The organism is Dermacoccus barathri (assembly GCF_015070805.1).
GTDB lineage: Bacteria > Actinomycetota > Actinomycetes > Actinomycetales > Dermatophilaceae > Dermacoccus > Dermacoccus abyssi.
The window spans coordinates 86136-109177 of sequence record NZ_JADCTK010000006.1; the positions used below are offsets into that span (position 1 = coordinate 86136).

21 protein-coding genes and 1 tRNA gene are annotated in these 23042 nt (G+C 68.8%); 11 read left to right on the forward strand and 11 right to left on the reverse strand.

All coding sequences use genetic code 11. From position 1 onward, the window contains the following. Window positions 1-74: 74 nt before the first annotated feature. The 3 genes from IM689_RS11950 to IM689_RS11960 form a co-directional block, all read right to left on the reverse strand. Window positions 75-159, reverse strand: a tRNA-Leu gene (locus IM689_RS11950). 161 nt (window positions 160-320) lie between these two features. Beyond that, window positions 321-1574, reverse strand: a complete 1254-nt coding sequence (locus tag IM689_RS11955) for an SPFH domain-containing protein (RefSeq protein ID WP_193644160.1) — start codon at window positions 1572-1574, stop codon at window positions 321-323. Window positions 1575-1638: 64 nt separating this feature from the next. Then, window positions 1639-2091 (reverse strand): NfeD family protein, encoded by a 453-nt coding sequence (locus IM689_RS11960; RefSeq protein WP_193644161.1) that lies wholly within the window; start codon window positions 2089-2091, stop codon window positions 1639-1641. Window positions 2092-2227: 136 nt separating this feature from the next. On the opposite strand from IM689_RS11960, the gene IM689_RS11965 reads away from it, so the two are divergent. Further along, the gene (locus IM689_RS11965) at window positions 2228-2596 is read left to right on the forward strand and encodes a hypothetical protein (RefSeq protein WP_193644162.1); all 369 of its coding nucleotides are present in this window, start codon (window positions 2228-2230) and stop codon (window positions 2594-2596) included. A gap of 43 nt (window positions 2597-2639) precedes the next feature. On the opposite strand, the gene IM689_RS11970 is transcribed toward IM689_RS11965, so the two are convergent. The 4 genes from IM689_RS11970 to IM689_RS11985 all read right to left on the reverse strand — a co-directional run bounded on the left by IM689_RS11970 (window position 2640) and on the right by IM689_RS11985 (window position 8060). Next, complete coding sequence (locus tag IM689_RS11970) at window positions 2640-4016, reverse strand: DNA polymerase IV (protein WP_193644163.1); 1377 nt, start codon at window positions 4014-4016, stop codon at window positions 2640-2642. Further along, window positions 4013-5059 carry a glucose 1-dehydrogenase gene (locus tag IM689_RS11975; protein WP_193644164.1) on the reverse strand — a complete coding sequence of 349 codons (1047 nt, stop codon included), beginning with the start codon at window positions 5057-5059 and terminating at the stop codon, window positions 4013-4015. Before IM689_RS11975 ends, IM689_RS11970 begins: the two co-directional genes overlap by 4 nt. Before the next feature lie 53 nt (window positions 5060-5112). Beyond that, window positions 5113-7209, reverse strand: coding sequence for a RecQ family ATP-dependent DNA helicase (locus IM689_RS11980; RefSeq protein WP_193644165.1), 2097 nt, complete (start codon window positions 7207-7209; stop codon window positions 5113-5115). Between the two features lie 77 nt (window positions 7210-7286). Continuing rightward, the gene (locus tag IM689_RS11985; RefSeq protein WP_193644166.1) at window positions 7287-8060 is read right to left on the reverse strand and encodes a lysophospholipid acyltransferase family protein; all 774 of its coding nucleotides are present in this window, start codon (window positions 8058-8060) and stop codon (window positions 7287-7289) included. Window positions 8061-8094: 34 nt separating this feature from the next. On the opposite strand from IM689_RS11985, the gene IM689_RS11990 reads away from it, so the two are divergent. Genes IM689_RS11990 through IM689_RS12000 form a run of 3 tightly spaced genes read left to right on the forward strand, consistent with a single transcriptional unit; the run spans window position 8095 to window position 9832 of the window. Further along, window positions 8095-8871 (forward strand): HipA family kinase, encoded by a 777-nt coding sequence (locus IM689_RS11990; RefSeq protein ID WP_047312817.1) that lies wholly within the window; start codon window positions 8095-8097, stop codon window positions 8869-8871. Further along, the gene (locus tag IM689_RS11995; RefSeq protein ID WP_118912388.1) at window positions 8868-9260 is read left to right on the forward strand and encodes a DUF3037 domain-containing protein; all 393 of its coding nucleotides are present in this window, start codon (window positions 8868-8870) and stop codon (window positions 9258-9260) included. Before IM689_RS11990 ends, IM689_RS11995 begins: the two co-directional genes overlap by 4 nt. Before the next feature lie 32 nt (window positions 9261-9292). Then, window positions 9293-9832, forward strand: coding sequence for a YbhB/YbcL family Raf kinase inhibitor-like protein (locus IM689_RS12000; protein ID WP_129663516.1), 540 nt, complete (start codon window positions 9293-9295; stop codon window positions 9830-9832). Between the two features lie 107 nt (window positions 9833-9939). Here the strand turns inward: IM689_RS12000 and IM689_RS12005 are convergent, their stop codons facing one another. The 3 genes from IM689_RS12005 to IM689_RS12015 form a co-directional block, all read right to left on the reverse strand. Next, entirely contained in the window at window positions 9940-10746 is an 807-nt protein-coding gene (locus IM689_RS12005) for a TrmH family RNA methyltransferase (RefSeq protein ID WP_193644167.1), read from the reverse strand. Window positions 10747-10769: 23 nt separating this feature from the next. Next, window positions 10770-11546, reverse strand: coding sequence for a sulfite exporter TauE/SafE family protein (locus IM689_RS12010; protein WP_193644168.1), 777 nt, complete (start codon window positions 11544-11546; stop codon window positions 10770-10772). Window positions 11547-11645: 99 nt separating this feature from the next. Next, window positions 11646-12431, reverse strand: coding sequence for an ABC transporter ATP-binding protein (locus IM689_RS12015; protein ID WP_193644169.1), 786 nt, complete (start codon window positions 12429-12431; stop codon window positions 11646-11648). A gap of 173 nt (window positions 12432-12604) precedes the next feature. On the opposite strand from IM689_RS12015, the gene IM689_RS12020 reads away from it, so the two are divergent. The 3 genes from IM689_RS12020 (at window position 12605) to IM689_RS12030 (ending at window position 15369) form a co-directional block, all read left to right on the forward strand. Continuing rightward, entirely contained in the window at window positions 12605-13246 is a 642-nt protein-coding gene (locus IM689_RS12020; RefSeq protein WP_118912400.1) for a GntR family transcriptional regulator, read from the forward strand. Window positions 13247-13418: 172 nt separating this feature from the next. Beyond that, window positions 13419-14585, forward strand: coding sequence for an MFS transporter (locus tag IM689_RS12025; RefSeq protein ID WP_193644170.1), 1167 nt, complete (start codon window positions 13419-13421; stop codon window positions 14583-14585). Between the two features lie 25 nt (window positions 14586-14610). Continuing rightward, window positions 14611-15369 carry a hypothetical protein gene (locus IM689_RS12030; RefSeq protein WP_193644171.1) on the forward strand — a complete coding sequence of 253 codons (759 nt, stop codon included), beginning with the start codon at window positions 14611-14613 and terminating at the stop codon, window positions 15367-15369. 67 nt (window positions 15370-15436) lie between these two features. Here the strand turns inward: IM689_RS12030 and glgA are convergent, their stop codons facing one another. After that, window positions 15437-16648 carry a glycogen synthase gene (glgA, locus tag IM689_RS12035; RefSeq protein WP_193644172.1) on the reverse strand — a complete coding sequence of 404 codons (1212 nt, stop codon included), beginning with the start codon at window positions 16646-16648 and terminating at the stop codon, window positions 15437-15439. Window positions 16649-16711: 63 nt separating this feature from the next. Here glgA and glgC point away from each other — a divergent pair, with 63 nt between their 5' ends. From glgC to cphA, 4 genes are read left to right on the forward strand one after another with little or no spacing between them, the layout of a single operon-like run. Continuing rightward, on the forward strand, window positions 16712-17965 hold the full coding sequence (gene glgC, locus IM689_RS12040) for a glucose-1-phosphate adenylyltransferase (RefSeq protein ID WP_193644173.1): 1254 nt from the start codon (window positions 16712-16714) through the stop codon (window positions 17963-17965). Between the two features lie 43 nt (window positions 17966-18008). Beyond that, on the forward strand, window positions 18009-19232 hold the full coding sequence (gene serB, locus IM689_RS12045; RefSeq protein ID WP_193644174.1) for a phosphoserine phosphatase SerB: 1224 nt from the start codon (window positions 18009-18011) through the stop codon (window positions 19230-19232). 10 nt (window positions 19233-19242) lie between these two features. Continuing rightward, on the forward strand, window positions 19243-20133 hold the full coding sequence (locus IM689_RS12050) for a cyanophycinase (protein WP_047312799.1): 891 nt from the start codon (window positions 19243-19245) through the stop codon (window positions 20131-20133). Window positions 20134-20163: 30 nt separating this feature from the next. Continuing rightward, the gene (gene cphA / locus IM689_RS12055) at window positions 20164-23013 is read left to right on the forward strand and encodes a cyanophycin synthetase (protein WP_193644175.1); all 2850 of its coding nucleotides are present in this window, start codon (window positions 20164-20166) and stop codon (window positions 23011-23013) included. Window positions 23014-23042: the final 29 nt, after the last annotated feature.

Sequence of the window (23042 nt, forward strand, 5' to 3'; positions counted from 1 at the left end):
CTCCTACTCTGCCACCCGTTTCCGGGCACGAAAAAGCGGCCCGATGATCTCTCTCATCGAGCCGCTTCGCGGTGTGTCCGAGGGGGGACTTGAACCCCCACGTCCGATAAAGGACACTAGCACCTCAAGCTAGCGCGTCTGCCATTCCGCCACCCGGACAGGTGGTGTTTTCCGGCCGCTTCCGCGTCCTTCCAACGAGGGAAAACACTACCAGGCGATTCCGGCGAATGCACATCGAGATCCCGGGGGTGCGCCACGGCCCGCCGACACGGTGATGTCGGCGGGCCGTTCGCGTGCTGACGACGTCGAAACGTCATACGTCAGGCGTTGGTATTCCCCTGCTCGTCGCGGTTCACGCCTGGCAGCGGCGCGCGCACGGGACGCTCCTCGCGCACCTCCTGCGGTGCCGGCTCCGGCGAGCCTTCAGCCTCGTCGAACGTGGGAGCAGCCACGTGCGGCGACGGCGCGATCTGCTGGCGCTCGACTTCGCTCGGGGCATCTTCGGCGGCTGACGGAGCAGCAGCTCGCACGGGGCGAGCGGCCGTCTGCGTGTTGCGCTCCGCCTCGGTCGTGGCCTGGTTGGCCTCACCGCGGGCGTTCGCCAGAGCGACCTCCGGGTCCTCGAGCGTGGTGTCGGCGAACGCGTTGGTGTCGTTCGTGCCGGGGTCGACCCATTCCTCGTCGTCGTTGTCCCCCGGGCGACCGGCGTCGCCGCCGAGGGCGCTCGAGATGCCGCGCAGAGCGTCCGTGACCTCGGACGGGATGACCCACATCTTGTTCGAGTCGCCCTGAGCGAGTTGCGGCAGTGTCTGCAGGTACTGGTAGGCGAGCAGACGCTGCGTCGGCTTGCCTCGGTGGATGGCGTCGAAGACCTGCTGGATGGCGCGGGCCTCACCCTGTGCCTTGAGGATGGCCGCCTGGGCCTCACCCTCGGCCTTGAGGATCGAGGACTGCTTCTCACCCTCGGCCGTAAGGATCTGCGACTGCTTGAAACCCTCGGCGTTGAGGATGGCGGCGCGGCGGTCACGCTCGGCGCGCATCTGCTTCTCCATCGAGTCCTGCACCGAGGCCGGCGGGTCGATGGCCTTGAGCTCCACGCGGTTGACGCGGATGCCCCAGCGCCCGGTCGCCTCGTCGAGCACGCCGCGCAGCTGGCCGTTGATCTGGTCGCGCGAGGTCAGCGTCTGCTCGAGGTCGAGCGAACCGATGACGTTACGCAGTGTCGTGACCGTGAGCTGCTCGATGCCCTGGATGAAGTTCTCGATCTCGTACACGGCCGACTTCGGGTCGGTCACCGAGTAGTAGATGACGGTGTCGATGCTCACGACGAGGTTGTCGCTCGTGATGACCGGCTGCGGCGGGAAGGTGACGACCTGCTCGCGCAGGTCGATGTTCGCGCGGACGCGGTCGATGAACGGCACGAGGATGTGCAGACCGTCGGTCAGGGTGCGGTTGTACGAACCGAGGCGCTCGATGATCTGCGCCGTCTGCTGCGGCACGATGCGCACCGTCCGCATGAGGACGACGACGACGAACAGGACGAGCAGCAGGACGGCGATGAGTCCTGGTGACATGGTGTTCCCTCCCCTGCCGGTTCGGTGCCCGGCAGTGTGTGCTTCGGACTGTGGTGGCGCGCGATCAGTAGTGGGCGCCGGGGCTGGCCGGGTCGACGAGCAGGGTCGCACCCTGCAGTTCGACGACCTGAACGGACGAGCCGAGCGGCAGCGTCGTGCGAACGTCGGTACGCGCGGTCCACAGGTCACCGTGGACCTTGACCAGGCCGGCCGTGTCGGACACGGGCTCGACGACATAGCCGGTGAGGCCGACGACGGACATCGGGCCGATGTCCCTGTTGTCACGCTTGGGGCGCAGACGCTTGCGCAGGGCCGGGCGCAGCGTGAACAGGAGGCCCACTGCGACAGCGACCGCGACGACCGCGCTGAGGACGAACCCTGCGCCGAGGAAGGAGGCCAGGGCGCCGGCGAGAGCGCCGATCGCGAGCATGATGAACACGAAGTCCACCGTGACGGCCTCCACGGCCGCCATCGCGAGCGCGACGCCGAGCCACATCAGCCATGCACTGCCGTTCATCGTGTTCCGCTCCCAAGGGTTGGCCGTCAATGCGCTTGCGGCCCACCGTACGTGGTCCGACTGGGGTCGGGAATGCGGAAACCCTAACGATTGTCTTACATCTCAGAACATCGACCGATCGGTCAGGAGGCCTTCGATGGCGAATTACCCGTGGAGCGACTTCACCCCCGTGCGCACCGACGCCCGCGTCGAGTACGAGGGTGCCCTGCGTGACTTCGAACGCCGCCGTTACGTCGATGCCGCCGGGCGGCTCGAATGGATCCTGGGCCAGCCGGTCGACCACCGCCACGGTCTCGGCGACGTGCGTGAACTGCTTGCTCGCTCCTACTACCACTCCGCCCGGCTGGACCTCGCCGAGAGCACTGCTCGTGCTGTGTTGAGCGATCAGCCGACGAACGGCTACGCCGCCATGCTTCTCGCGCGCACGCTGCAGCGGCAGGGGCGCGCGGAGGAGGCGAAGGCTCCGGCTGCTCTGGCGGCGGCCCTGGGCGTGAGCGCCGACTGACGGCCCGAGAATCCGCCGGCGAAGCGCCGAGCTGAGACGTGATCTACGTCCAGCTCGGCGCTTCTGCTGGTGAGAGGGCCTCGTCGTCCACGGCGAAGGTGTGCACCGGTCCCGGCGGGGTGCTCGGCCCCTCGAAGCGAACCGTGACGCGAGAGCGCCCGGAGCCCCAGACCCAGCCGTTGCCGTGATCGGGGTGGTGGACGTCCATTCCGGTACGCCAGCGGCGCTCTGGCGACGGGCTGAAGCGCGTCGAGAGATCGGTGGTGTCGCTGCCGGGGGCGGGCTCGTCCTGCGGTGACGGCGCGAAGACCTCCGGGTATTCGGTCTCGTCGCCGGCCGCGGTCTCGAGATCGAACAGTCCCGTCTGGGCGTGCGCCACGAACCCGCTGAGACCAACCCCGAGCAGACGCACCCCCTGGGGCAGATCGAGCCCGTCGAGCAAGCGTGTGGCGGTTCGCGCGATGACGTCGGCGTCCCGTGTCGGTGAGGTGGTCGTGAAGCTGCGCGTCAGGGCCGTGAAGTCGGGAAGCCTCACCTTGAGGTGGACGGTTCGGCCGAAGACACCGGCCTTCTCGGCGCGCGCCCCGACCGATTCGGCGATGCGCTCGATCTCGCGGTGCAGGACGTGACGCTCGTGCACGTCACGTTCGAAGGTCTCCTCGTTCGAGATGCTCTTGGCCTCGCGCGAGAGCGTGAGCTCGCGGTCGTCCCGGGCCCGCGCCAGCGCGAAGAGGGAGCGCCCGTGCCGTTCGCCGAACACGCTGACGAGGTCGGTGTCGGTCATGCGCCGCAGGTCGCCGACCGTCTCGACCCCGAACGTGCGCAGCCGGGCCGCCGTGGCCGGCCCGACGCCGCTGATCGCCCGCACACTCATCGGTTCGAGGACGCTCTCCTCCTCCCCCGGCGCGACGATCGTGATGCCGTTCGGCTTGTCGAGATCCGAGCCGATCTTCGCGAGCATTTTCGAGGTGGCCGCACCGGCGCTGGCCGTGAGGCCGCCGGTCGCCTCCCGGATGTCGGCATCGAGGCGCTCGAGTCTTTTCCGGACGGTTTCGACCTCCAAATCCTCCAGGTCGGCGCCCCGCAGATCGACGTACGCCTCGTCGATCGAGACCTGCTCCACGAGCGGCGACAGTTCACGCAGCAGATCCATGACGACGAGGGACGACTTGCGGTACGCCTCGAATCGCGGGGAGAGGAACGCCGTTCCGGCGGGGCAGATAGCACGCGCCTCCGCCGTGCTCATCGCGCTGCGGGCACCGTAAACCCTGGCCTCGTACGACGCCGTCGAGACGACCCCACGCCTCCCCGTGCCACCGACGACGACAGGTCGCCCGCGCAGGCTGGGCTTGTCACGCTGTTCGACGGACGCGAAGAAGGCGTCGAGGTCGACGTGCAGGATGCTGGGGTCGCTTCTCACGTGAGGTCGAGAACCACCTTGACGTCGCTGTCCTGACGCTCGAAGGCCTGCGCGAAGTCCTCCAGCGGCACCCGGCGCGTGATGAGACGCTCGAGCCACGCGTTGTCCGCACGGTGGAGCACTGCGGCGGCCTCTTCGTAGTGGCGACGGTTGGCGTTGACGGAGCCGACGACGACGCCGTTGTCGAGCACGAGGTCACGGTTGATGAACCCGAGGTCGACCTCGGACTCGTGCGGAGCCGAGATTCCGGTGAGGCAGACGATGCCGTACGGAACGTTGTTGGCCAGCACGGCCGAGATGACGGGCACGGCACCGGTGGCTTCGATGACGACGTCGGGGGCGATGGTCGTCATCTGCTCGACGGCATCGCCCGTGACGTAGTGCGCGCCGAGCGCTTCGACGAGTTCGGGTTTGATGCCCTCGGTGGCACGGTCGAGGACGTAGACCTCGAGGCCCTTCTGAACGCCGATGAGGGCGCCGAGGAGACCGATGGGGCCGGCGCCGGTGACGAGCACCTTCTTGGGGTCGAAGTAGGCGCGCGAGCCGATGCGCTCGACCTGCTCCCACGCCTTGGCGACCACGGTGGTCGGTTCGAGAAGGACACCGACCTTCTCGAGGTTGGGTGCGAGCTTCACGGCGTGTTCGGCGGGAATGCTCCAGCGCCTCGAACCGAAGCCGTGGATCTGCTTGATGCCGTGCTCGGTGTACTCGCCGTTGCGGCACATGTCCCACTCGTCGTGGGCGCACGCGACGCAGGGCTGGGGGTCGGGCATACGCACGATGCCGACGACGAGGTCACCCGGTGCGAACTCGCTGCCTTCGGGAGCTTCGAGGACGCGCCCGAGGGACTCGTGGCCGAGGATGAGGCGCTCGGCACCGTCGGGGGCCCAGCCGTAGGCGCCTTCGGAGACTTCGTGATCGGTGCCGCACACGCCGAGCGCGAGGCCTTCGACGAGGAGCTCGTCGTCACCACGGTTCGGGTCGGGCATGTCGGTGACGGCGAGGGAGCCGGCCTTCAAGGGTACGACGGTGAGTGCACGCATGAACGTCACCTTAGAACCGAGGCCGGGCGACCGGCGATTCGACGCACGCCACGTCAGCCGACCGCGCGGTGGATGACGAGCGGAAGGACGACATCGGCACCGGCTTCGCGCAGGCTCGCCGCGGCGACGGTGGGCTCCCACGTCGTGTTTGTCGTGTCGACGACGAGGAGAACGCTCGCGCCGGCCACGTCGGGGAAACCCGTCGTGGCCAAGGCGTCACGCCACGCCGCAGCAACCTGTGCTCCGGAGAGCCCCTGGGTGTCCGGCGGGACGCCGTTCCACGTCGCCACGGGCAGATTGCCTACCTCGCCCAGGTGCTCGGCGAGGCCCTCGACGCGCGCCGTGGCGACGGCGGCCGATGCGGTGCGTGTGGGAAGCGCGATGACGCAGCTCGGGCGGCGGCGCCAGGTGGACGCCCAGGCCGCGAGGACACGCACCGTCGAGTCCCGGAGCGCCTGCGAGGGTGGCTCGCTTCCACCGGCGCGGGCATCCTCGCGGCGTTCGTCCTCCCACTCGGCAGCGTCGGCGTGAATGATGACCCGCCCCGGATCTGCTCCCAGTTCCGCCGGAATGCGCCCACGGGCCCCGAAGGGGCCACCTGGCCACATCTTGCGGGGTTCGAGCGTGATGGTCTCCGCGCGCAACACGGCGGCGATGCGCTCGACCGTGGTGGCGTCGACGTCGGCGCTCAGCGGTTCGGGCAGACGCCCGAGGCAGACGGAGCATCGGCCGCAGTTCTCGGCCTTCGGGTCGTCGAGGGCCGTACGCAGCAGCTTCATGAGGCATTCGCGGCCTGCGATGTAGCTGCGCATGATGTCGGCCTCACGCTCACGCGTGGCGATGACGCCCTTGTAGTGCTCCTCGTCGAACGTCCACTGGACGCCGGTGGCGCTCCAGCCGTCCGCGCTGCGCTCGACCACACCGTCGACCGCGAGTTGTTTGAGCAGCAGTTCGACGCGGGTACGGCGGATGCCTGTTTCGGCGTCGAGGGCCGGAACGCTCATCGGCCCGTCGGAGGCACGCAGTGCGGTGAGGAGGGACTCGACCTGGTCCTTGCGCGGGATGGTGGCCGTGGCGAAGTAGTCCCAGATGTGTTCGTCACCGGCCGCTGGCAACAGCGCGACGACGGCGTGCTCGATGGCTCGCCCGGCTCGCCCGATGTGCTGGTAGTAGGAGACCGGCGACGCCGGGGCGCCGAGGTGGACGACGAAGCCGAGGTCGGGCTTGTCATAGCCCATCCCGAGGGCCGACGTGGCCACGAGGGCCTTGACCTCGTTGCGCCGCAGGGCGTCCTCGAGGTGCTCGCGTTGACCGGCTTCCAGCTGACCTGTGTAGGCCTCGACGGGAAGGGAATCGCCGTGGGCCGCCTTGATGGCGGCCGTCAGGCGCTCGGCGTCCGCGACGGTGAGGGTGTAGACGATGCCGCTGCCCGGCAGTGACGCGAGGTGATCGACGACCCACGCGTAGCGCTGGAGCGCCGTCATCTCCGGAAGCACCGCGAGGTGGAGGGACGATCGGGCGAGCGGACCGCGCAGCACGAGGGACGACTCCCCCAGCTGGGCGGCCAGGTCCTCGGTGACACGCTCGTTCGCCGTGGCCGTGGTGGCGAGCACGGGCGTGCGGGGGTTGAGTTCGCGCAGGACGTCGGCGACGCGGCGGTAGTCAGGCCGGAAGTCGTGGCCCCAGTCGGAGACGGCGTGGGCTTCGTCGATGACGAGGAGACCGAGGCGCCCCGCGAGGCCGCTCATGACGCGCTTGCCGAAGGTCGGGTTCGCGAGGCGTTCGGGTGAGACGAGGAGAACGTCGAGTTCGTCGGCGGCCACGGCTGCCTCGATCTCGCTCCACGAGTCGAGGTTGCCCGAGTGGATGGCCGCGGCGCGCAGGCCCGCACGGGAGGCGGCGGCGACCTGGTCGCGCATGAGGCTGAGCAGCGGCGAGACGACGAGGGTGGGACCGTCACCTCGTTCGCGGGAGGCTGCCGTGGCGACCCAGTAGACGGCGGACTTGCCCCAGCCGGTGGCCTGCACGACGACGACGCGGGCACCCGGACGGGACAGCGCTTCGACCGCGGTGCGCTGATCGTCGCGGAGGGTGGCCCCTGGGCCGGCGAGCGCTTCGAGGACGCGAGTGGCGACGTGGTCGATCGACATGTCCTCACCCTAGGACGAGGCGCTGACAACCCCGGAAATCCGGGGCTGTCAGCGCCTCGCTCGGCACCTGCCCGAGATCAGTCGCGCTTCTCGCGCTGCTTCTCGACGAACTTGCGGCGACGCTCGGCGGCGACGCGGGCGTCCTCGGCCTCGGCCTCCTCGAGCGTCGGGGCGGTTCCGCCCATGGACGCGGGCAGGAACTCGAGGTCGCTGCCGCTGAGCTTCGGGTAGGCCGCGCGGATCTCGTCGAGCATGGTCTTCATGACGGCCTTGACGCGCTCGGTGTTCTCCTCGGGGCTGAGCGCCTCGTCGCAGTGCATCGGCTCACCGACGGCGACCGTGATGGGCGTGTTCGTGCGGCCCATGCGCTTGGGCTTGCCCTTGGTCCACACGCGCTGAGAGCCCCAGATGATCATGGGAAGGATCGGAACGCCGGCCTCCTTGGCCATGCGGACGCCACCGGACTTGAAGGACTTCAGTTCGAAGGAGCGCGAGATCGTCTCCTCGGGGAAGATGCCGACGATCTCTCCCGCCTTGAGAGCGTCGACCGCTGCCCGGTAGCTCGCCGCTCCGTTGCCGCGCTCGACGGCGATGTGCTTCATGGCGCGCATGAGCGGACCGGAGATCTTGTTGTCGAAGACCTCCTTCTTCGCCATGAAGCGGATGAGGCGCTTGTGCTTGCGCGCGGGGAAGCCGGCGTATGTGAAGTCCATGTACGACAGGTGGTTCATCATGACGACGGCGCCGCCGGTGCGCGGCACGTTGTCCTCGCCGAGGAGGGTGAACTTCAGGCCCTGGCCGGCGAAGAGAGTGCGAGCCAGGCCGATGACGGAGGTGTAGACCGGTTCCATGCGGTCAGCCTAGTGGCCCGGCTACCCTGTTGCGGTGCTCGAGACCATCACCGCGACGCGGTACGTCGTCCCCCTCAAGGAGGGCGGTTCGCTGCCCGGCGTCGTCGAGGGAAGTGACGACGGCACGTGGGTCGTCAAGTTCCGCGGAGCCGGTCAGGGGCTCAAGGTTCTCGTCGCCGAGGTGGTCGTCGGTGAACTCGCACGAGCCCTCGGCCTGCGGGTTCCTGCGCTGAAGCTCGTCGAGCTCCCCGAACCCATCGCGAAGTACGAGGCGGACGAGGAGGTACAGGACCTGCTCACGGCAAGCCTCGGGCTCAACCTCGGGGTGGACCTGCTGCCCGGCGCGTTCGCCTACGACGGTTCGCAGCCGCCGCCCGCCGACGAAGCCGCCACCATCCTCTGGCTCGATGCGTTCACGGCGAACATCGACCGCACGCCGCACAACCCGAATCTCGTGCGCTGGCACGGCAAAACGTGGTGCATCGATCACGGCGCAGCGCTCTACTTCCACTACTCGTGGCCGTCGAAGGGCTCCAACCCGGAGCGGTTCGCCGCGCAACGCTTCGAGGCCACCTCGCACATCATGTGGGGCGTGGCCACCGAAGCCGCCGCGACGCACGAACGGCTCAGCGCCCAGGTCGATGCACAGCTCCTCGAGCGCATCCTCGGCCTCGTACCGGACGAGTGGCTCGAAGCCACGGATGCCATGCCGACGCCGACCGACGTCCGCGGGGCCTACGTCGAGAACCTTCTCGCGCGGCTGGCCTCACCGCAGGCCTGGTCGCCCGCCCACGCGGAGGGTGCGCGATGAGCGGCATTGGCTACCAGTACGTCCTCCTGCGTCTCGTGCCGTCGATCGAGCGCGAGGAGTTCCTCAACGTCGGCGTCGTCGTCTATGCGCAGATGGCCGATTTCCTCGACGCCCGCTTCGATCTCGCACCGCAGCGCCTCGAAGCTTTCGCACCGCACCTCGACCCGGCTGATGTCGAAGCCGCGCTCGAGGGTATGTGTGCCGCTGTGCGTGGCGAGGCCTGCGCCGGCCGACCGGCGATGCCGAAGTTGGGGCAGCGTTTCGGATGGATCACCGCCCCTCGTTCGACGATCCTTCAGCCCGGCCCCCTGCACGGCGGCGTCACCGACGATCCGGCACTCACCCTCGATCGGCTTGTGTCGCGCCTCGTCACCCCGTCGGGCGGCTGACAACGCCCGAGGTCGCGGCATAGGGTCGAAACATGACTCTCGAACGACCCGTCGCACCCGACCCCTACTCCCTCCTGCCCGAGGTTCCGTCGTTCACCGTGACGAGCGAGAACTTCGCCGACGGCGACACGCTCGCCGACGCGCACGTCTTCGACGACTGGGGCTTCACCGGTGGCAACCGCTCCCCTCAGCTGAGCTGGAGCGGCGCTCCGGAGTCGACGACCTCCTACGTCGTCACGTGCTTCGACCCCGACGCCCCCACACCGTCCGGCTTCTGGCACTGGGCCGTGGCCGGTATCCCCGCCGACGTCACTGAACTGCCCGAAGGCGCCGGTGACGGCACGAACCTGCCCGAAGGTGCTTTCCAGCTGACGAACGACACGGGTTCGCGCGGCTACGCCGGCGCCGCTCCGCCCGAGGGCGATCGTCCCCACCGCTACATCTTCGCGGTGCACGCCATCGAGGGCGACCCGCTCGCCATCGACGACAGCGTCACCCCCGCGGTCCTCAGCTTCAACGCGGTCTTCCAGACCGCGGCGCGCGCAACGATCACGGCCACCTACGGTCACTGATCCGGCTCACAACGACGCCCCACTCGAGCTTCGGCTCGGGTGGGGCGTCGTCGATGCTGTCCAGTGAAGTGCTGGGCCGGGGGCCGTGGTGCGGCGCGGGTTCGACGTCAGGCGCGCAACGTGTACATGGCGACGGCGGACGCCGCGGCGACGTTGAGCGAGTCGACGCCGCCGGCCATGGGAATCCGCACCGTGAGGTCGCAGCCGGCCACCGTTCGTTTGCCGAGGCCGTCGCCCTCCGTACCCATGACGAGGGCCAACCGCTCCGGCGCGCGGGCCGCCAACTCGTCGAGCGTTACCGAGTCGTCGCCGAGAGCCATCGCGGCGAAGGCCCAACCCTGCTCGCGCAACGCGTCCATGCCGCCCGGCCACGGGTCGATGCGGGTCCACGGCACCTGGAACACCGTGCCCATTGAGACGCGGATCGAGCGCCGGTAGAGCGGGTCGGCGCACCGGGGCGTCACTAGCACGGCATCGACGCCGAGTGCCGCAGCGGAACGGAAGATGGCACCGACATTCGTGTGATCGACGATGTCCTCGAGCACCACGACGCGGCGGGCCCCACGGAGCAACTCCGCGGGGTCGGCGAGGGCCGGACGATTCATCGACGCAAGCGCACCGCGGTGGAGGTGGAAGCCGGTCATCGACTCGATGACGTCGGCCTCCCCCACGTAGACCGGAACGCCTTGGGCCTCGGCGTCGGCGACGACGTCTGCCAGGTCGGTGAGCCAGCGCTCGCCCATGAGGAAGCTGCGGGGAACGTCACCCCGGGAAAGTGCCCGGCGGATGACCTTCTCGCTCTCGGCGATGTAGAGGCCACGCTCGGTCTCGAGCTTCTTGCGCAGCGCGACGTCGGTGAGGCGGAAGTAGTCGGCGACGCGTTCGTCGTCGGGGCTCGTGATCTCGATCGGCACCGCACAAGGGTACGCGGGCGGGATCAGCGCAGGATGTTGACGATCGCGATGATGCCGATGACGGTGATGAGGACGCGCAGGACCCACGGGTTGAGCTTGCGCCCGACGCGCGCTCCCACGAAGCCGCCGACGAGAGCGCCGATGCCGACGAGGGCCGCCACGGCCCAATCGATCTGGTCGGTCGCGACGACGATGAACGTCAGGGCTGCGACGCCGTTGACCACCGTGCCGAGAACGTTCTTGATGCCGTTGATCTCCTGCAGCGGATCAGGCAGGAGAACGCTCATGAGGCCCATGAGGATGATGCCTTGGGCCGCGCCGAAGTAGCCGCCGTACATACCGGCCACGAAGATTCCGACGGCCAGCGCGACGAGGCGGGGCCCCGCGAGCGGACGCGTGGGGTCGGCGTCCTCGTGTGCTTTCGCGGCCTTCTTGTTGAGCCACGGTCCGGCGAGCACGAGGAGCACGCCCAGCGCGATGAGGACCGGGACGATCGCGTCGAAGGCCGACTCGGGAAGCACGAGCAGGAGCAGCGCGCCGACCACGGCACCGAAGAAGGAGAACGGAACGATCCGCTTGAGGCGGGCGGCCTTGCCGCGCAGTTCCTCGCGGTAACCCAGAGTGCTCGTGATGCCGCCGGCCACGAGTCCGATCGTGTTGCTCATATTGGCCGTGACGGCCGGGTACCCGAGGGCGAGAAGAGTAGGGAAGGTGACGAGGGTGCCGGAACCGACAACCGCGTTGCTCATGCCAGCAGCCATACCCGCCGCGATGATGGCGAGCGCTTCCCACAGACCCATGTCGACATCCTTCTCACGGCCACGAGGAGGGGCGCGTGGGCACGGTGGGGCCGTGGGTGCCGCACACGGACGAAGGCGTGCGGCCTTCGCACCAAGAAATCAGCGAGCGGCTCGGGCGCTCCAGCGTTCGCCGTGCTGCTCGAGTTCGAGCGGCATGCCGAAGGTCTCCGACAGGTTCTCCGCCGTGAGGGTCGACTCGATCGGGCCGGCCGCCACGACACGGCCCTCGCGCAGCATGAGGATGTCGGTGAAGCCCGGCGGGATTTCTTCGACGTGGTGCGTGACGAGGACGAGCGCCGGAGCGTCGAGGTCCTCGGCGAGTGTGCTGAGGCGACCGACGAGATCTTCACGGGCGCCGAGGTCGAGCCCTGCGGCGGGTTCGTCGAGGAGCATGAGCTCCGGGTCGGTCATGAGAGCGCGGGCGATGAGAACGCGCTTGCGTTCACCTTCGCTCAACGTCCCGAAGCGACGCTCGGCGAGGTGCGAGACACCCATCTCCTCGAGCAGTTCCGCAGCACGGCCGTGGTCGAACTCGTCGTACTTCTCGCGCCAGCGTCCGACCATGCCGTAGCTGGCCGTGACGACGACGTCGGAAACCTTCTCAGCGTTCGGAATACGGTCGGCAATCGTGGCGGCCGACAGGCCGATACGCGGACGCAGTTCGAACACGTCCACGGCGCCGAGCACCTCGCCGAGGATGCCGGCCACACCGGCACTCGGGTGCATCCGCCCGGACGCGATGGACAGTAGCGTCGACTTACCGGCGCCGTTGGGGCCGACGACGACCCAACGCTCGCCCTCCTCGACGTCCCAGCTGATGTCGTCGAGCAGCTTCTGCGCGCCGCGCGTGACACCGACCCCGGAGAAGGACAACACATCGCTCATACCCGTGACCCTACTGACTCGACGGGGTCGAATGCCACGCGACACGGCACCGATGACGTCGTGGACGCGCCTGACGCCCAGCCGACACGGGTGTAAGCTACAACTTGTATCTATGTTGCGTCGAACGCCTGCAAGCGTGGGCAGCACATCGACCACCTGAACGAGGAGCGAGCATGAGCGAGCCGAAGATCTCCGCGGCCGACGCGGTCTACCGCGAGGTGAAGGGCTGCATCCTCGACGGCTCGATCGCCGGCGGCGCCCTCATCAGCGAGGGTGAGATCTCGGAGCTGCTCGACGTCTCCCGTACCCCCGTGCGCGAGGCGTTCGTCCGGCTGCAGGCCGAGGGGTGGATGACGCTGTACCCCAAGCGCGGCGCGCTCGTGCGCGCCGTCGAACCGCGCGAGGTGCGTGACGTCGTCGAGGCGCGCATCGCGGTGGAGTCGCGTGCGGCGCGCAGCGTCGTCGAGGCGCAGGAGCACCGCGACGTCGCCATCGATCTCGGTGAGATCCTGCGCCGTCAGCGCCAGAGCCTCGAAACCGGCGACCACGACGACTTCACCGAGACCGACTGCGTCTTCCACACCCACCTCGTCGCCGCCGGCGGCAACGCCATCCTCACCGAGTTCTACGAGCGTCTCGGGGAACGTCAGCGCCGGATGGCCGCGCGCATCCTGTGGAAGGACGACCGCCGCTGCCGCGATGTCCTCACCGCCCACGCCCGCCTCGTCGACCTCGTCGCCGCGGGAGACGCGACCGGTTTCGAGCAGGAGCTGACGGCGCACCTGCACCACTCCTACGACGGACTGCTCCCCTGAGCCCTCCGACCACACGAGTTTCGCACCACTCACCCACACCCGACGAAAGGCCCCCGCGTGTCACTCGACACCCCGACCCGCACCACCAGCCACGAACGCGTCACGACGAGCGTCGACAGCCCCGAGCGCGCCGGCGCCGGGGGCGCGCTCGGGGCTGTCGGTCGGGGCGGCGATGTTCACCGTCGCGTGGGGTGGCAATCAGTTCACGCCGCTGCTCGGGCTCTACCGTGACATCGACGCGCTCTCGACGGGCGCCGTCGACCTGCTGCTCGGTGCGTACGTCCTCGGCATCATGCCCGCGCTGCTGCTCGGCGGGCCCGCCTCGGACCGCTGGGGCCGTCGCCCGCTCATGCTGCCCGCGCCGATCCTCGCGATCATCGCGTCGGTGCTGCTCGCCGTCGGCTCCGGCTCGCCGGCCGTGCTCTTCGTCGGCCGCATCTTCTCCGGCCTGGCGCTCGGGCTCGCCATGGTTGTCGGCGGCTCGTGGATCAAAGAACTGTCGAGCCCCCCGTTCGACGCCGAGGCCGACGCCGCCGCGGGCGCGCGTCGCGCCTCCATCAGCCTGACGGCCGGATTCGCGCTCGGCGCCGCCACCGCAGCGGCGCTCGCGCAGTTCGCGCCGCTGCCCGCGGAGTTGTGCTACCTCGTCCACCTCGTCATCACGGCGGCGAGCTATGTGCTCCTGACGCGCGCCCCCGAGACGCATGCCGCGCAAGAGATGCCGGGACGCTTCCTCGACGACCTGCGCGTGCCCGCTGCGGGCCACCGTCGCTTCCTGTTCGTCGTCCTGCCGATGGCGCCGTGGGTGTTCGGCTGCGCGGGATGCGCCTATGCCGTGCTGCCCGCCGTCATGGGTGATCGCACCGGCTCGTTCGGCATCGCCTTCTCGGGCCTGCTGTGCCTCGTCGCGCTCGGCTGCGGGCTGTTTATCCAGCAGGTCGGCAAGCGCTTCGACGATGTCAGCTCCGCGCGCGCCATCATCATCGCCCTGACGATGACGCTGCCCGTTCTCGGCATCGCCGCACTTGCAGCGCGCCTCGTCAGCCCGTGGCTCGCGCTCGTCGCGGCCGCCGTCCTCGGTCTCGCCTACGGCATGCTGCTTGTCTCCGGCCTGCAGGAGGTGCAGCGCATCGCCGGTCCCGAGGACCTCGCGGGACTGACGGCTGTCTACTATTCGATCACCTACCTCGGCTTCTTCGTGCCCGCCGCGCTCGCCGTCGTCAGCCACTGGCTGAGCTACCCCGTGATGTTCGTCGGTGGCGTCGTGCTCGCCGCGCTGAGCCTCGGCGTCGTCCTGATGTTCTCGCGCAAGCACCTTCCGACGGCTCTGGCGCACTGACCCGTCGCCACTAGGCTGGGCGATCGTGTACGAACTGCCTGCCTCCGTGCGCCTGGCCCTGTGGGCCACGCACGCCATCGCCGCCGATCGCCCGCTCAGCGAGGCGATCGGCGCCGCGCTGCCCGACGTCGACGCCGTCGAGGGTGGCCTGTCGCGCCTCGAACTGTGGCGTGACCTCGGCGAACGCATCGTCTGCGTCGACCTGCCCCGCCCGGGGGTCCACGGCGGGTTGCTGCCGCCCGGCGGACCCGCGACTCAGGCTGCGATCGAAGTCGGAGAATGCCTGTTCGTGCCGTCGCTCGGCGGGGTGCTCGTGCCGCGGCTGGAGTATTACGGGCCGGCCGGCGACGAGGGCCTCAAGCTCACGCTCGAACCGCACGACAGCGACCCGGTGCCGATCCACCGCCTCGAGGCACTCGCACTGGCCGACATCGACCGACGCTTCCGCGAGGCGTTGCTGGCGCACGTCGGGGTGCTCGAATCCCTGCACATCGCACCGTTCCTCGGCTCCTCGGCCCGCGAGCGCGTCGACGAACGCCTCGACGGCGCGCGCTGGGCGTTGCCACCGGGCCTGCACCCGCGGGCGATGCGCATCATCACGACGGCCGGCCTCGTCGTCGCCGCCCTCGACGAGGCGCTGACGACGAGCGGCGGCCTCGACGCGGGTAGCGTCGCAGCGCGCGAGCGCACGCTGCGCTCCCTGCTCGACGAGGCCGAACTCGCTCTCGCACAGGCCGCGACGGCGGCTGCCATCGGCCTCGCACACGACGCTGCCCGCCCTTGATGAGGACGGGCAACGTTGATCGCGCGTTGCGGTGTGCTCAGAGCGGAGTGTCTCCGGCAATGACGTATCAGGCCGTACGGGAGCCTTCGAGGACCGTCGCGTAGACCTGCTGGGTGCGCTCGGCGATCGCGTCCCACCCGAAGTGCTCGACGGCGCGCTGACGTCCGGCTCGACCCCGTCGGCGGGCCTCTTCGACGTCGGAGGTCGCCTCGGTGAGGGCGCGGGCCAGATCGGCGACGAACGTATCGGGGTCGACGGGCGTACCCGTTCCGTCGTTCACCTGCTCGATCGGCACGAGCCAACCGGTCTCGCCGTCCACGACGACCTCGGGGATTCCCCCGGTGGCCGTGCCGACGACGGCCGCCTCGCACGCCATTGCCTCGAGGTTGACGATGCCGAGCGGCTCGTAGACGGACGGGCACACGAAGCAGGTGGCCTGTGACAGCAGCGCGACGACTTCGTGGCGGGGCAGCATGTCGGGGATCCATACGACGCCGTCACGGCTCTCACGCAGTTCGGCGATGAGGCCCTCGACCTCGGCAAGGATCTCGGGGGTGTCCGGGGCGCCGGCACACAGCACGAGCTGCACGTCGGCGGGAACGTCACGCATGGCGCGCAGGAGGAACGCCAGGCCCTTCTGCCGGGTGATGCGACCGACGAACACAATGCTCGGGCGGCCGGTGTCGACGCCGTGGCCGCGCACGACCTCCAGCGCCTTCTCGGAGTGATCCGGCGCCCAGGCGTCTGCGTCGATGCCGTTGTGGACGACGTGGACCTTGCTCTCGTCGAGCTGGGGGTAGCTGCGCAGCACGTCGCGTCGCATGCCGTCGGAGACCGCGATGACGGCGGCCGCGCCCTCGTAGGCGGTGCGTTCGATGAAGGAGGAGATCGCGTAGCCGCCGCCGAGCTGTTCGGCCTTCCATGGCCGCATCGGCTCGAGGCTGTGCGCGCTCACGACGTGCGGGATGCCGTGGAGCATCGAGGCGAGGTGGCCGGCGAAGTTGGCGTACCAGGTGTGCGAGTGCACGACGTCAGCGCCCGCGACGGCGGGCACCATCGTCAGGTCGACGCCGAGGGTCTTCAGCGCGCCGTTGGCGTCGGCCAACGGGGGCAGATCGGGAAATCCGTCGGTGTCGGCCTCCCCCACCGGTTCGCCGAACGCCCGCACCTTGGTCTCGGTGCCTGTCGCTCGCAAGGCCTTGACGAGTTCGGCGACGTGGACCCCGGCGCCGCCGTAGATGTTGGGCGGGTATTCCTTCGTCAGGATGTCGACTCTCACGGGACAAGACGGTAGCCCCTCCGGGGGTGTGATGAAAGACACGATCCACCTATTGTCAGTGGCATGCCAAATCGTGGAGGCCCCAAGGTCCTAGCCATCGTTCTCGCCGGCGGCGAGGGCAAACGCCTCATGCCCCTAACCGCGGACCGGGCCAAGCCCGCGGTGCCGTTCGGCGGTATCTACCGACTCGTCGACTTCGCGCTGAGCAACCTCGTCAACAGCGACTACCTCCAGATCGTCGTGCTGACCCAGTACAAGTCGCACAGCCTCGACCGCCACATCACGAAGACGTGGCGGATGAGTTCGTTGCTCGGCAACTACGTCACGCCCGTCCCGGCACAGCAGCGCGTGGGCAAGAACTGGTACCTCGGTTCAGCCGACGCGATCTACCAGAGCCTCAACCTCATCTACGACGAGAAGCCCGACTACGTCGTCGTCGTGGGCGCCGACCACGTCTATCGCATGGACTTCGCCGACATGGTCGAGGCGCACATCGCCTCCGGCGCCAAGGCGAGCGTCGCCGCGATCCGTCAGCCCATTTCCCTGGCCGACCAGTTCGGCGTCATCGACGTCGACCCCGAGGACCCGTCGCGCATCCGGGCCTTCCTCGAGAAGCCCACCGACCCCCAGGGCCTGCCGGACAGCCCCGACGAGGTGCTCGCCTCGATGGGCAACTATGTCTTCACGGCGGACGCACTGATCGATGCCGTCACCCGCGACGCGGACCTCGAGGGCAGCAAGCACGACATGGGCGGCGACATCGTTCCCGCCTTCGTCGACCGGGGCGAGGCCTACGTCTACGACTTCAAGGACAACACGATCCCCGGCGCAGAGGACCGTGACCGCGGCTACTGGCGCGACGTCGGCACCATCGACTCCTATTACGACGCGCACATGGACCTCGTGTCGGTCCACCCGATCTTCAACCTCTACAACGGCGACTGGCCCATCCACACGACGTCGGGCATGAGCCTCCCGCCGGTGAAGTTCGTCCACGGCGAGCACGGACGCACGGGTACGGGCGTGAACTCGCTCATCTCCCCCGGGTGCATCATCTCCGGCGCCACGGTGAGTCGGTCGGTGCTCTCGCCGAACGTGCGCGTTCACTCGTTCAGCGACGTGGATTCGTCCATCCTCCTCGACGGCGTCGACGTGGACCGCTCGTGCATCATCCGACGCGCCATCATCGACAAGGGCGTGCACCTGCCCGAGGGCACGCACATCGGCCTCGACCACGAGCAGGACCGCGCTCGCGGGTTCACCGTCACGGAGTCGGGCATTGTCGTCGTCGGCAAGGGCACGGTCATCACGTCGTGAGCGGCGGATGCACGCGAGAGTGGTTCACGCTATGAATGGGGTTGTGACGAACGACAACCCGCGTACCGACCTCATCGGCCTGACGTTCCAGGGCACCGACTTCCCGGGGCTCTTCCACGAACTGGCCGATGCGATGACCCGGTTCGGCGTCGAGATCATCGACGTCGGGCAGGCCGTGCTCGGCGGGAGCATCACGCTGTCCTTCCTCGTCTCCTCCCAGCATCCGGAAGACTTCGAGGTCGAGATGCGCCGCCTCGCCGAACTGCGTGGCCTCTCGCTCACGCTGACGCCCGGCATGGCGGATGACGTGCACCGCCTGCCCGGGCGCGCCGTCGTCACGCTGCTGGCCGACACCGTGCCGGCCGAGGCACTGGCCGAGATCTCCGCCGAAGTCGTGCACCACGGCGGAAACATCGACCGGGTGCGTCGTCTCGCCCGTACCCCCGTGACGGCTATCGAGCTCGATGTGTCCGGTGTCGAGGTCTTCGAGTTGCGACGCCGCGTGGCCGAGGTCTCGGCGGAGAGCGGCTGTGACGCGAGTGTCGCCGCTGCCGGTTTGGCGCGGCGAGGGCGACGTCTCGTCGTCATGGACGTCGACTCGACACTCATCCAGGACGAGGTCATCGAGATGCTCGCGGCCCACGCAGGTCGTGAGGCCGAGGTCGCCGAGGTGACCGAGCGGGCCATGCGCGGCGAACTCGACTTCGCCGAGTCCCTGCACGCACGTGTCGCCGCTCTCGAAGGGCTTCCGGTCGAGGTGCTCGATGACGTCCGCGCCGCGATTCGCCTGACGCCCGGCGCGCGCACGCTGGTGCGCACTCTCAAGCGTCTCGGTTGCACCGTCGGCGTCGTCTCGGGTGGCTTCATCGAGGTCGTGCGCCCCCTGGCCGACGAACTCGGCATCACGTACGCCCAGGCCAACACACTCGAGGTGGCGGACGGCAAGCTCACCGGGCGGGTGCTCGGCGAGGTGGTCGATCGTGAGGGCAAGGCACGCGCTCTCGCGCACTTCGCGCAGAACGAAGGTCTCCCCCTGGAACGCACGGTCGCGATCGGTGACGGAGCTAACGACCTCGACATGCTCGCGCTCGCCGGTCTCGGCGTTGCGTTCAACGCCAAACCCGTCGTGCGGGCTCAGGCCGATGCGGCCGTGAACGTGCCCTACCTGGACAGTGTGCTGTTCCTGCTCGGTATCAGCCGCGAGGACATCGAAGAGGCCGACAATCTCGACGTGGACTCTGCTGCGATGAGCGGAACGGGCGCCTAACATAGCCCCCATGCCTGAGAACAGCGAGCCCCGTCGATCCCTGCTCATCATCGGTGGGGCCGAGGACAAGATCGGCCGCGTGACCATCCTGCGCCGCTTCGTGCGTCTGGCCGGGGGCCGCAAGTCGAACATCGTCGTCATTCCGACGGCATCGTCGCTGGCGTCCGAGGTCATCGAGGTGTACTCCACCGTGTTCTCGCGCTTGGGGTGCCCCGAGGTCTCGAGCGTCGACCCGCAGACGCGCCTCGAGTCGTCGTCGCCGGAGCTCGTCGAGCGCATCGACAACGCCACGGGCGTCTTCATCTCGGGTGGTAACCAGCTCAAGCTGAGCCAGCTCATCGTCGGCACCCCGCTCGGCGACGCCATGCTGCGCGCCTACGAGCGTGGCGCCGTCATCGCCGGCACGAGTGCGGGCGCCTCGATCATGAGCCAGTTCATGATCTCCATGGGCGAGGAAGGCGTCACCCCTCGCCAGCGTTCCAGCCAGCTCACGCAGGGTCTCGGCCTCGTGCCGGGCGTCATCATCGACCAGCACTTCGACCAGCGCTCGCGCTACGGCCGACTGCTCTCGCTCGTCGCCGGTTCTCCCAGCCTGCTCGGAATGGGCATCGACGAGGACACGGCCGCCGAGATCACGAACGGGCACGAGATGACGATCGTCGGATCCGGTGCCGTCTTCATCGTCGATGCCCGACGGGCGCAGACCGACGCCCATGAAGCCCGCCGTGACGCGCCCTTGCTCGTCACGGGAGCGGTCGTTCACTCGCTCCCGTACGGAGCGACGTTCGACCTGACCACAGCGACCTTGACGGATTTCGTCGAGCAGAACGCCGACGTGGCCGTCACGGCCGCGAAGGATCAGCACGACACCGCCACGGCGGCAGCCGCACTGCGTCACTGAGACGCTGTGCCTTCCACGAGGGAGAACTCCATGACCGTCGTCGAGATCCCGCAAGCTCCCGGGCCCATCGAGCCGAGCCTGCGCATCCGAAGCACGCGTGTCTACCGCGGCCCCAACGTGTGGTCCTACGAGCCGGCGATTCACCTCGTGCTCGATCTGGGCGTGCTCGAGTACTACCCGACGCACGCGCTGCCCGGTTTCACCGAGGCTCTCGTCGAGCTCTTCCCCGGTCTGCAGCGTCACTCGTGTTCGCGCGGGCGTGAGGGTGGCTTCATCGAGCGCCTCCACGAGGGCACCTGGCTCGGTCACGTGGCCGAGCACCTCGCGCTGCAGCTGCAGCAGGAGGCCGGCCACGACGTCCGTCGAGGCAAGACGCGTGGTGTCGAGGACCGCGAGGGCTGGTACAACGTCATCTTCGCCTTCCTCGACGAGAGCGTCGGTCTCGCAGCCGGTGAACTGGCGGTCAACATCGTCAATCACCTCGTGCAGAACAACCCCGAGTTCGACGTTGAGGCAGAGCTCGAGCGGTTCCACAACCTCGTGCAGCGCAAGGCCTTCGGCCCGTCGACGCAGGCCATCATCGAAGAGGCCGTCTCGCGCGACATCCCGTGGACCCGTCTCAACGGCGCCTCGCTCGTCCAACTCGGTCAGGGCGTCCACGCCCAGCGCATCCGCGCCACGATGACGTCGCGCACCCCCGCGCTCGCGGTGGACATCGCGGGCGACAAGAACCTCACGGTGAAGCTGCTCGGGTCGGCCGGTCTGCCGGTGCCGAAGTCCGACGTCGTGCGCACGATGGAGGGCACCGTCGAGGCGGCCAAGGAGATCGGCTTCCCGGTCGTCGTCAAGCCGCTCGACGGCAATCACGGCCGTGGTGTCTGCCTCAACCTGCAGAACGAGGAGGACGTCCGCGAGGCCTACCCGATCGCTCTTGCCCAGTCGCGCCGCGGCGTGCTACAGGTCGAGTCCTTCGTCACGGGCAAGGACTACCGCTGCCTCATCATCGACGGCCGGATGGCGGCCATCGCCGAGCGCGTGCCCGCCCACGTCATGGGCGACGGCGAGCACACGGTGGCCGAACTCGTCGACATCACGAACGCCGACCCGCGTCGTGGATACGGTCACGAGAAGGTGCTCACGCGCATCAAGGTCGACGACGCCGCCCGCGAACTCGTCGAGGAACAGGGCTACGCGATGGACGCCGTGCCTGAGGCCGGCGTCATGGTGAAGCTTGCCCTCACCGGCAACATGTCGACCGGTGGTATCTCCATCGACCGCACCATGGATGCCCACCCGGACAACGTCGAGATCGCCGAGGAGGCCGCGCGCCTCATCGGACTCGACGTCGCCGGCATCGACTTCATCTGCCCCGACATCACGGTGCCGGTGCGTGAGTCCGGCGGCGCGATCTGCGAGGTCAATGCCGCTCCCGGGTTCCGCATGCACACCCACCCGACGGTCGGGGAACCGCAGTTCATCGCCAAACCGGTCGTCGACCTGCTCTTCCCGCCCGGCACGCCGTCGCGTGTGCCGATTGTCGCGGTGACGGGTACCAACGGCAAGACGACGACGTCGCGCATGCTCGCGCACGTCATGAAGGGCCTCGGCAAGAAGGTCGGCATGACCTCGACCGACGGCATCATCGTCGACGAGCGTCTGCTCATCACCCGTGACGCGTCGGGCCCCAAATCGGCCAAGATGGTGCTTCAGAACCCGCGAGTCGACTTCGCGATCCTCGAAGTCGCCCGCGGCGGCATCCTGCGCGAGGGCCTGGGCTACGACCGTAACGACATCGCCATCGTCACGAACATCCAGAACGACCACCTCGGCATGCGCGGTGTGAAGTCCCTCAAGGACCTCGCGGACGTCAAGCAGGTCGTCGTCGAGGCCGTGCCGCGTGACGGTTTCGCCGTCCTCAACGCCGACGACCCGTACGTGCGACGTATGCGCCACGTGTGCCGTGGAACCATCGTGTGGTTCTCGATGGACGCCCCGGACAGCCGCGTCAGGCAGTTCATCGACGAGCGCTGCGTTCGCGGTGACCGCGCCGTCGTCCTCGAGCCGACGGAGAAGGGCGAGATGATCGTCCTCAAGCAGGGCCGCCGTTCGATGCAGCTCGCCTGGACCCACCTGCTGCCGAGCACGTTCAACGGCGCCGCACGCATGAACGTCGCCAACTCGCTCGCCGCGGCGGGAGCGGCCTTCGCCGCCGGTGTGCCGCTGCACGACATCCGTCAGGGCCTGCGCACCTTCACGACGAGCTACTACCTCTCCCCCGGTCGCCTCAACCGCATCGAGGTCGACCACGCCGAGGTGTTCGTCGACTACTGCCACAACCCGGCGGGCCTCGACCTGCTCGGAGAGTTCGTCGACCGATATGTCGCGGGAAAGAACCGTGCCCAGAGGGTGCGCCGTACCGTCGTCGTCGGAGCTGCCGGCGACCGTCGGGACCAGGACATCCGTGAGATGGGTGAACTGGCGGCCAAGTGGTTCGACACCGTCATCATCCGTGAGGACGAGAACCTGCGCCGCCGCGAGGTCGGCGAGGCGGCCAGGATCATCGAGGAGGGTGCGCGAGCCGTGGCTGCCGACGGCGGCCGCGCGACGAAGATCGTCACCGTCCTCGACGAGCTCGAGGCGACGACGAAGGCACTCGATCGGGCGCGGCCCAACGACGTCATCGTCATCTGCGCCGACAAGCACGCCCGGGTCATGGCCACGGTCGAGGAGCGCACTCACCTCGCGACGCCGGGCGCGCACACCCAGGAGGAACAGCCGGGCGACCCCGACTTCAGCCCGGACGAGCGGTTCGCCAGCGCCGAGGAGGACGACGCCGCGGCCGAGGCCGTCACGCCGAACCCGGCTGACACACAGGGCTGAGGAACGAACGCGTTGGCCCCTTCCCACCG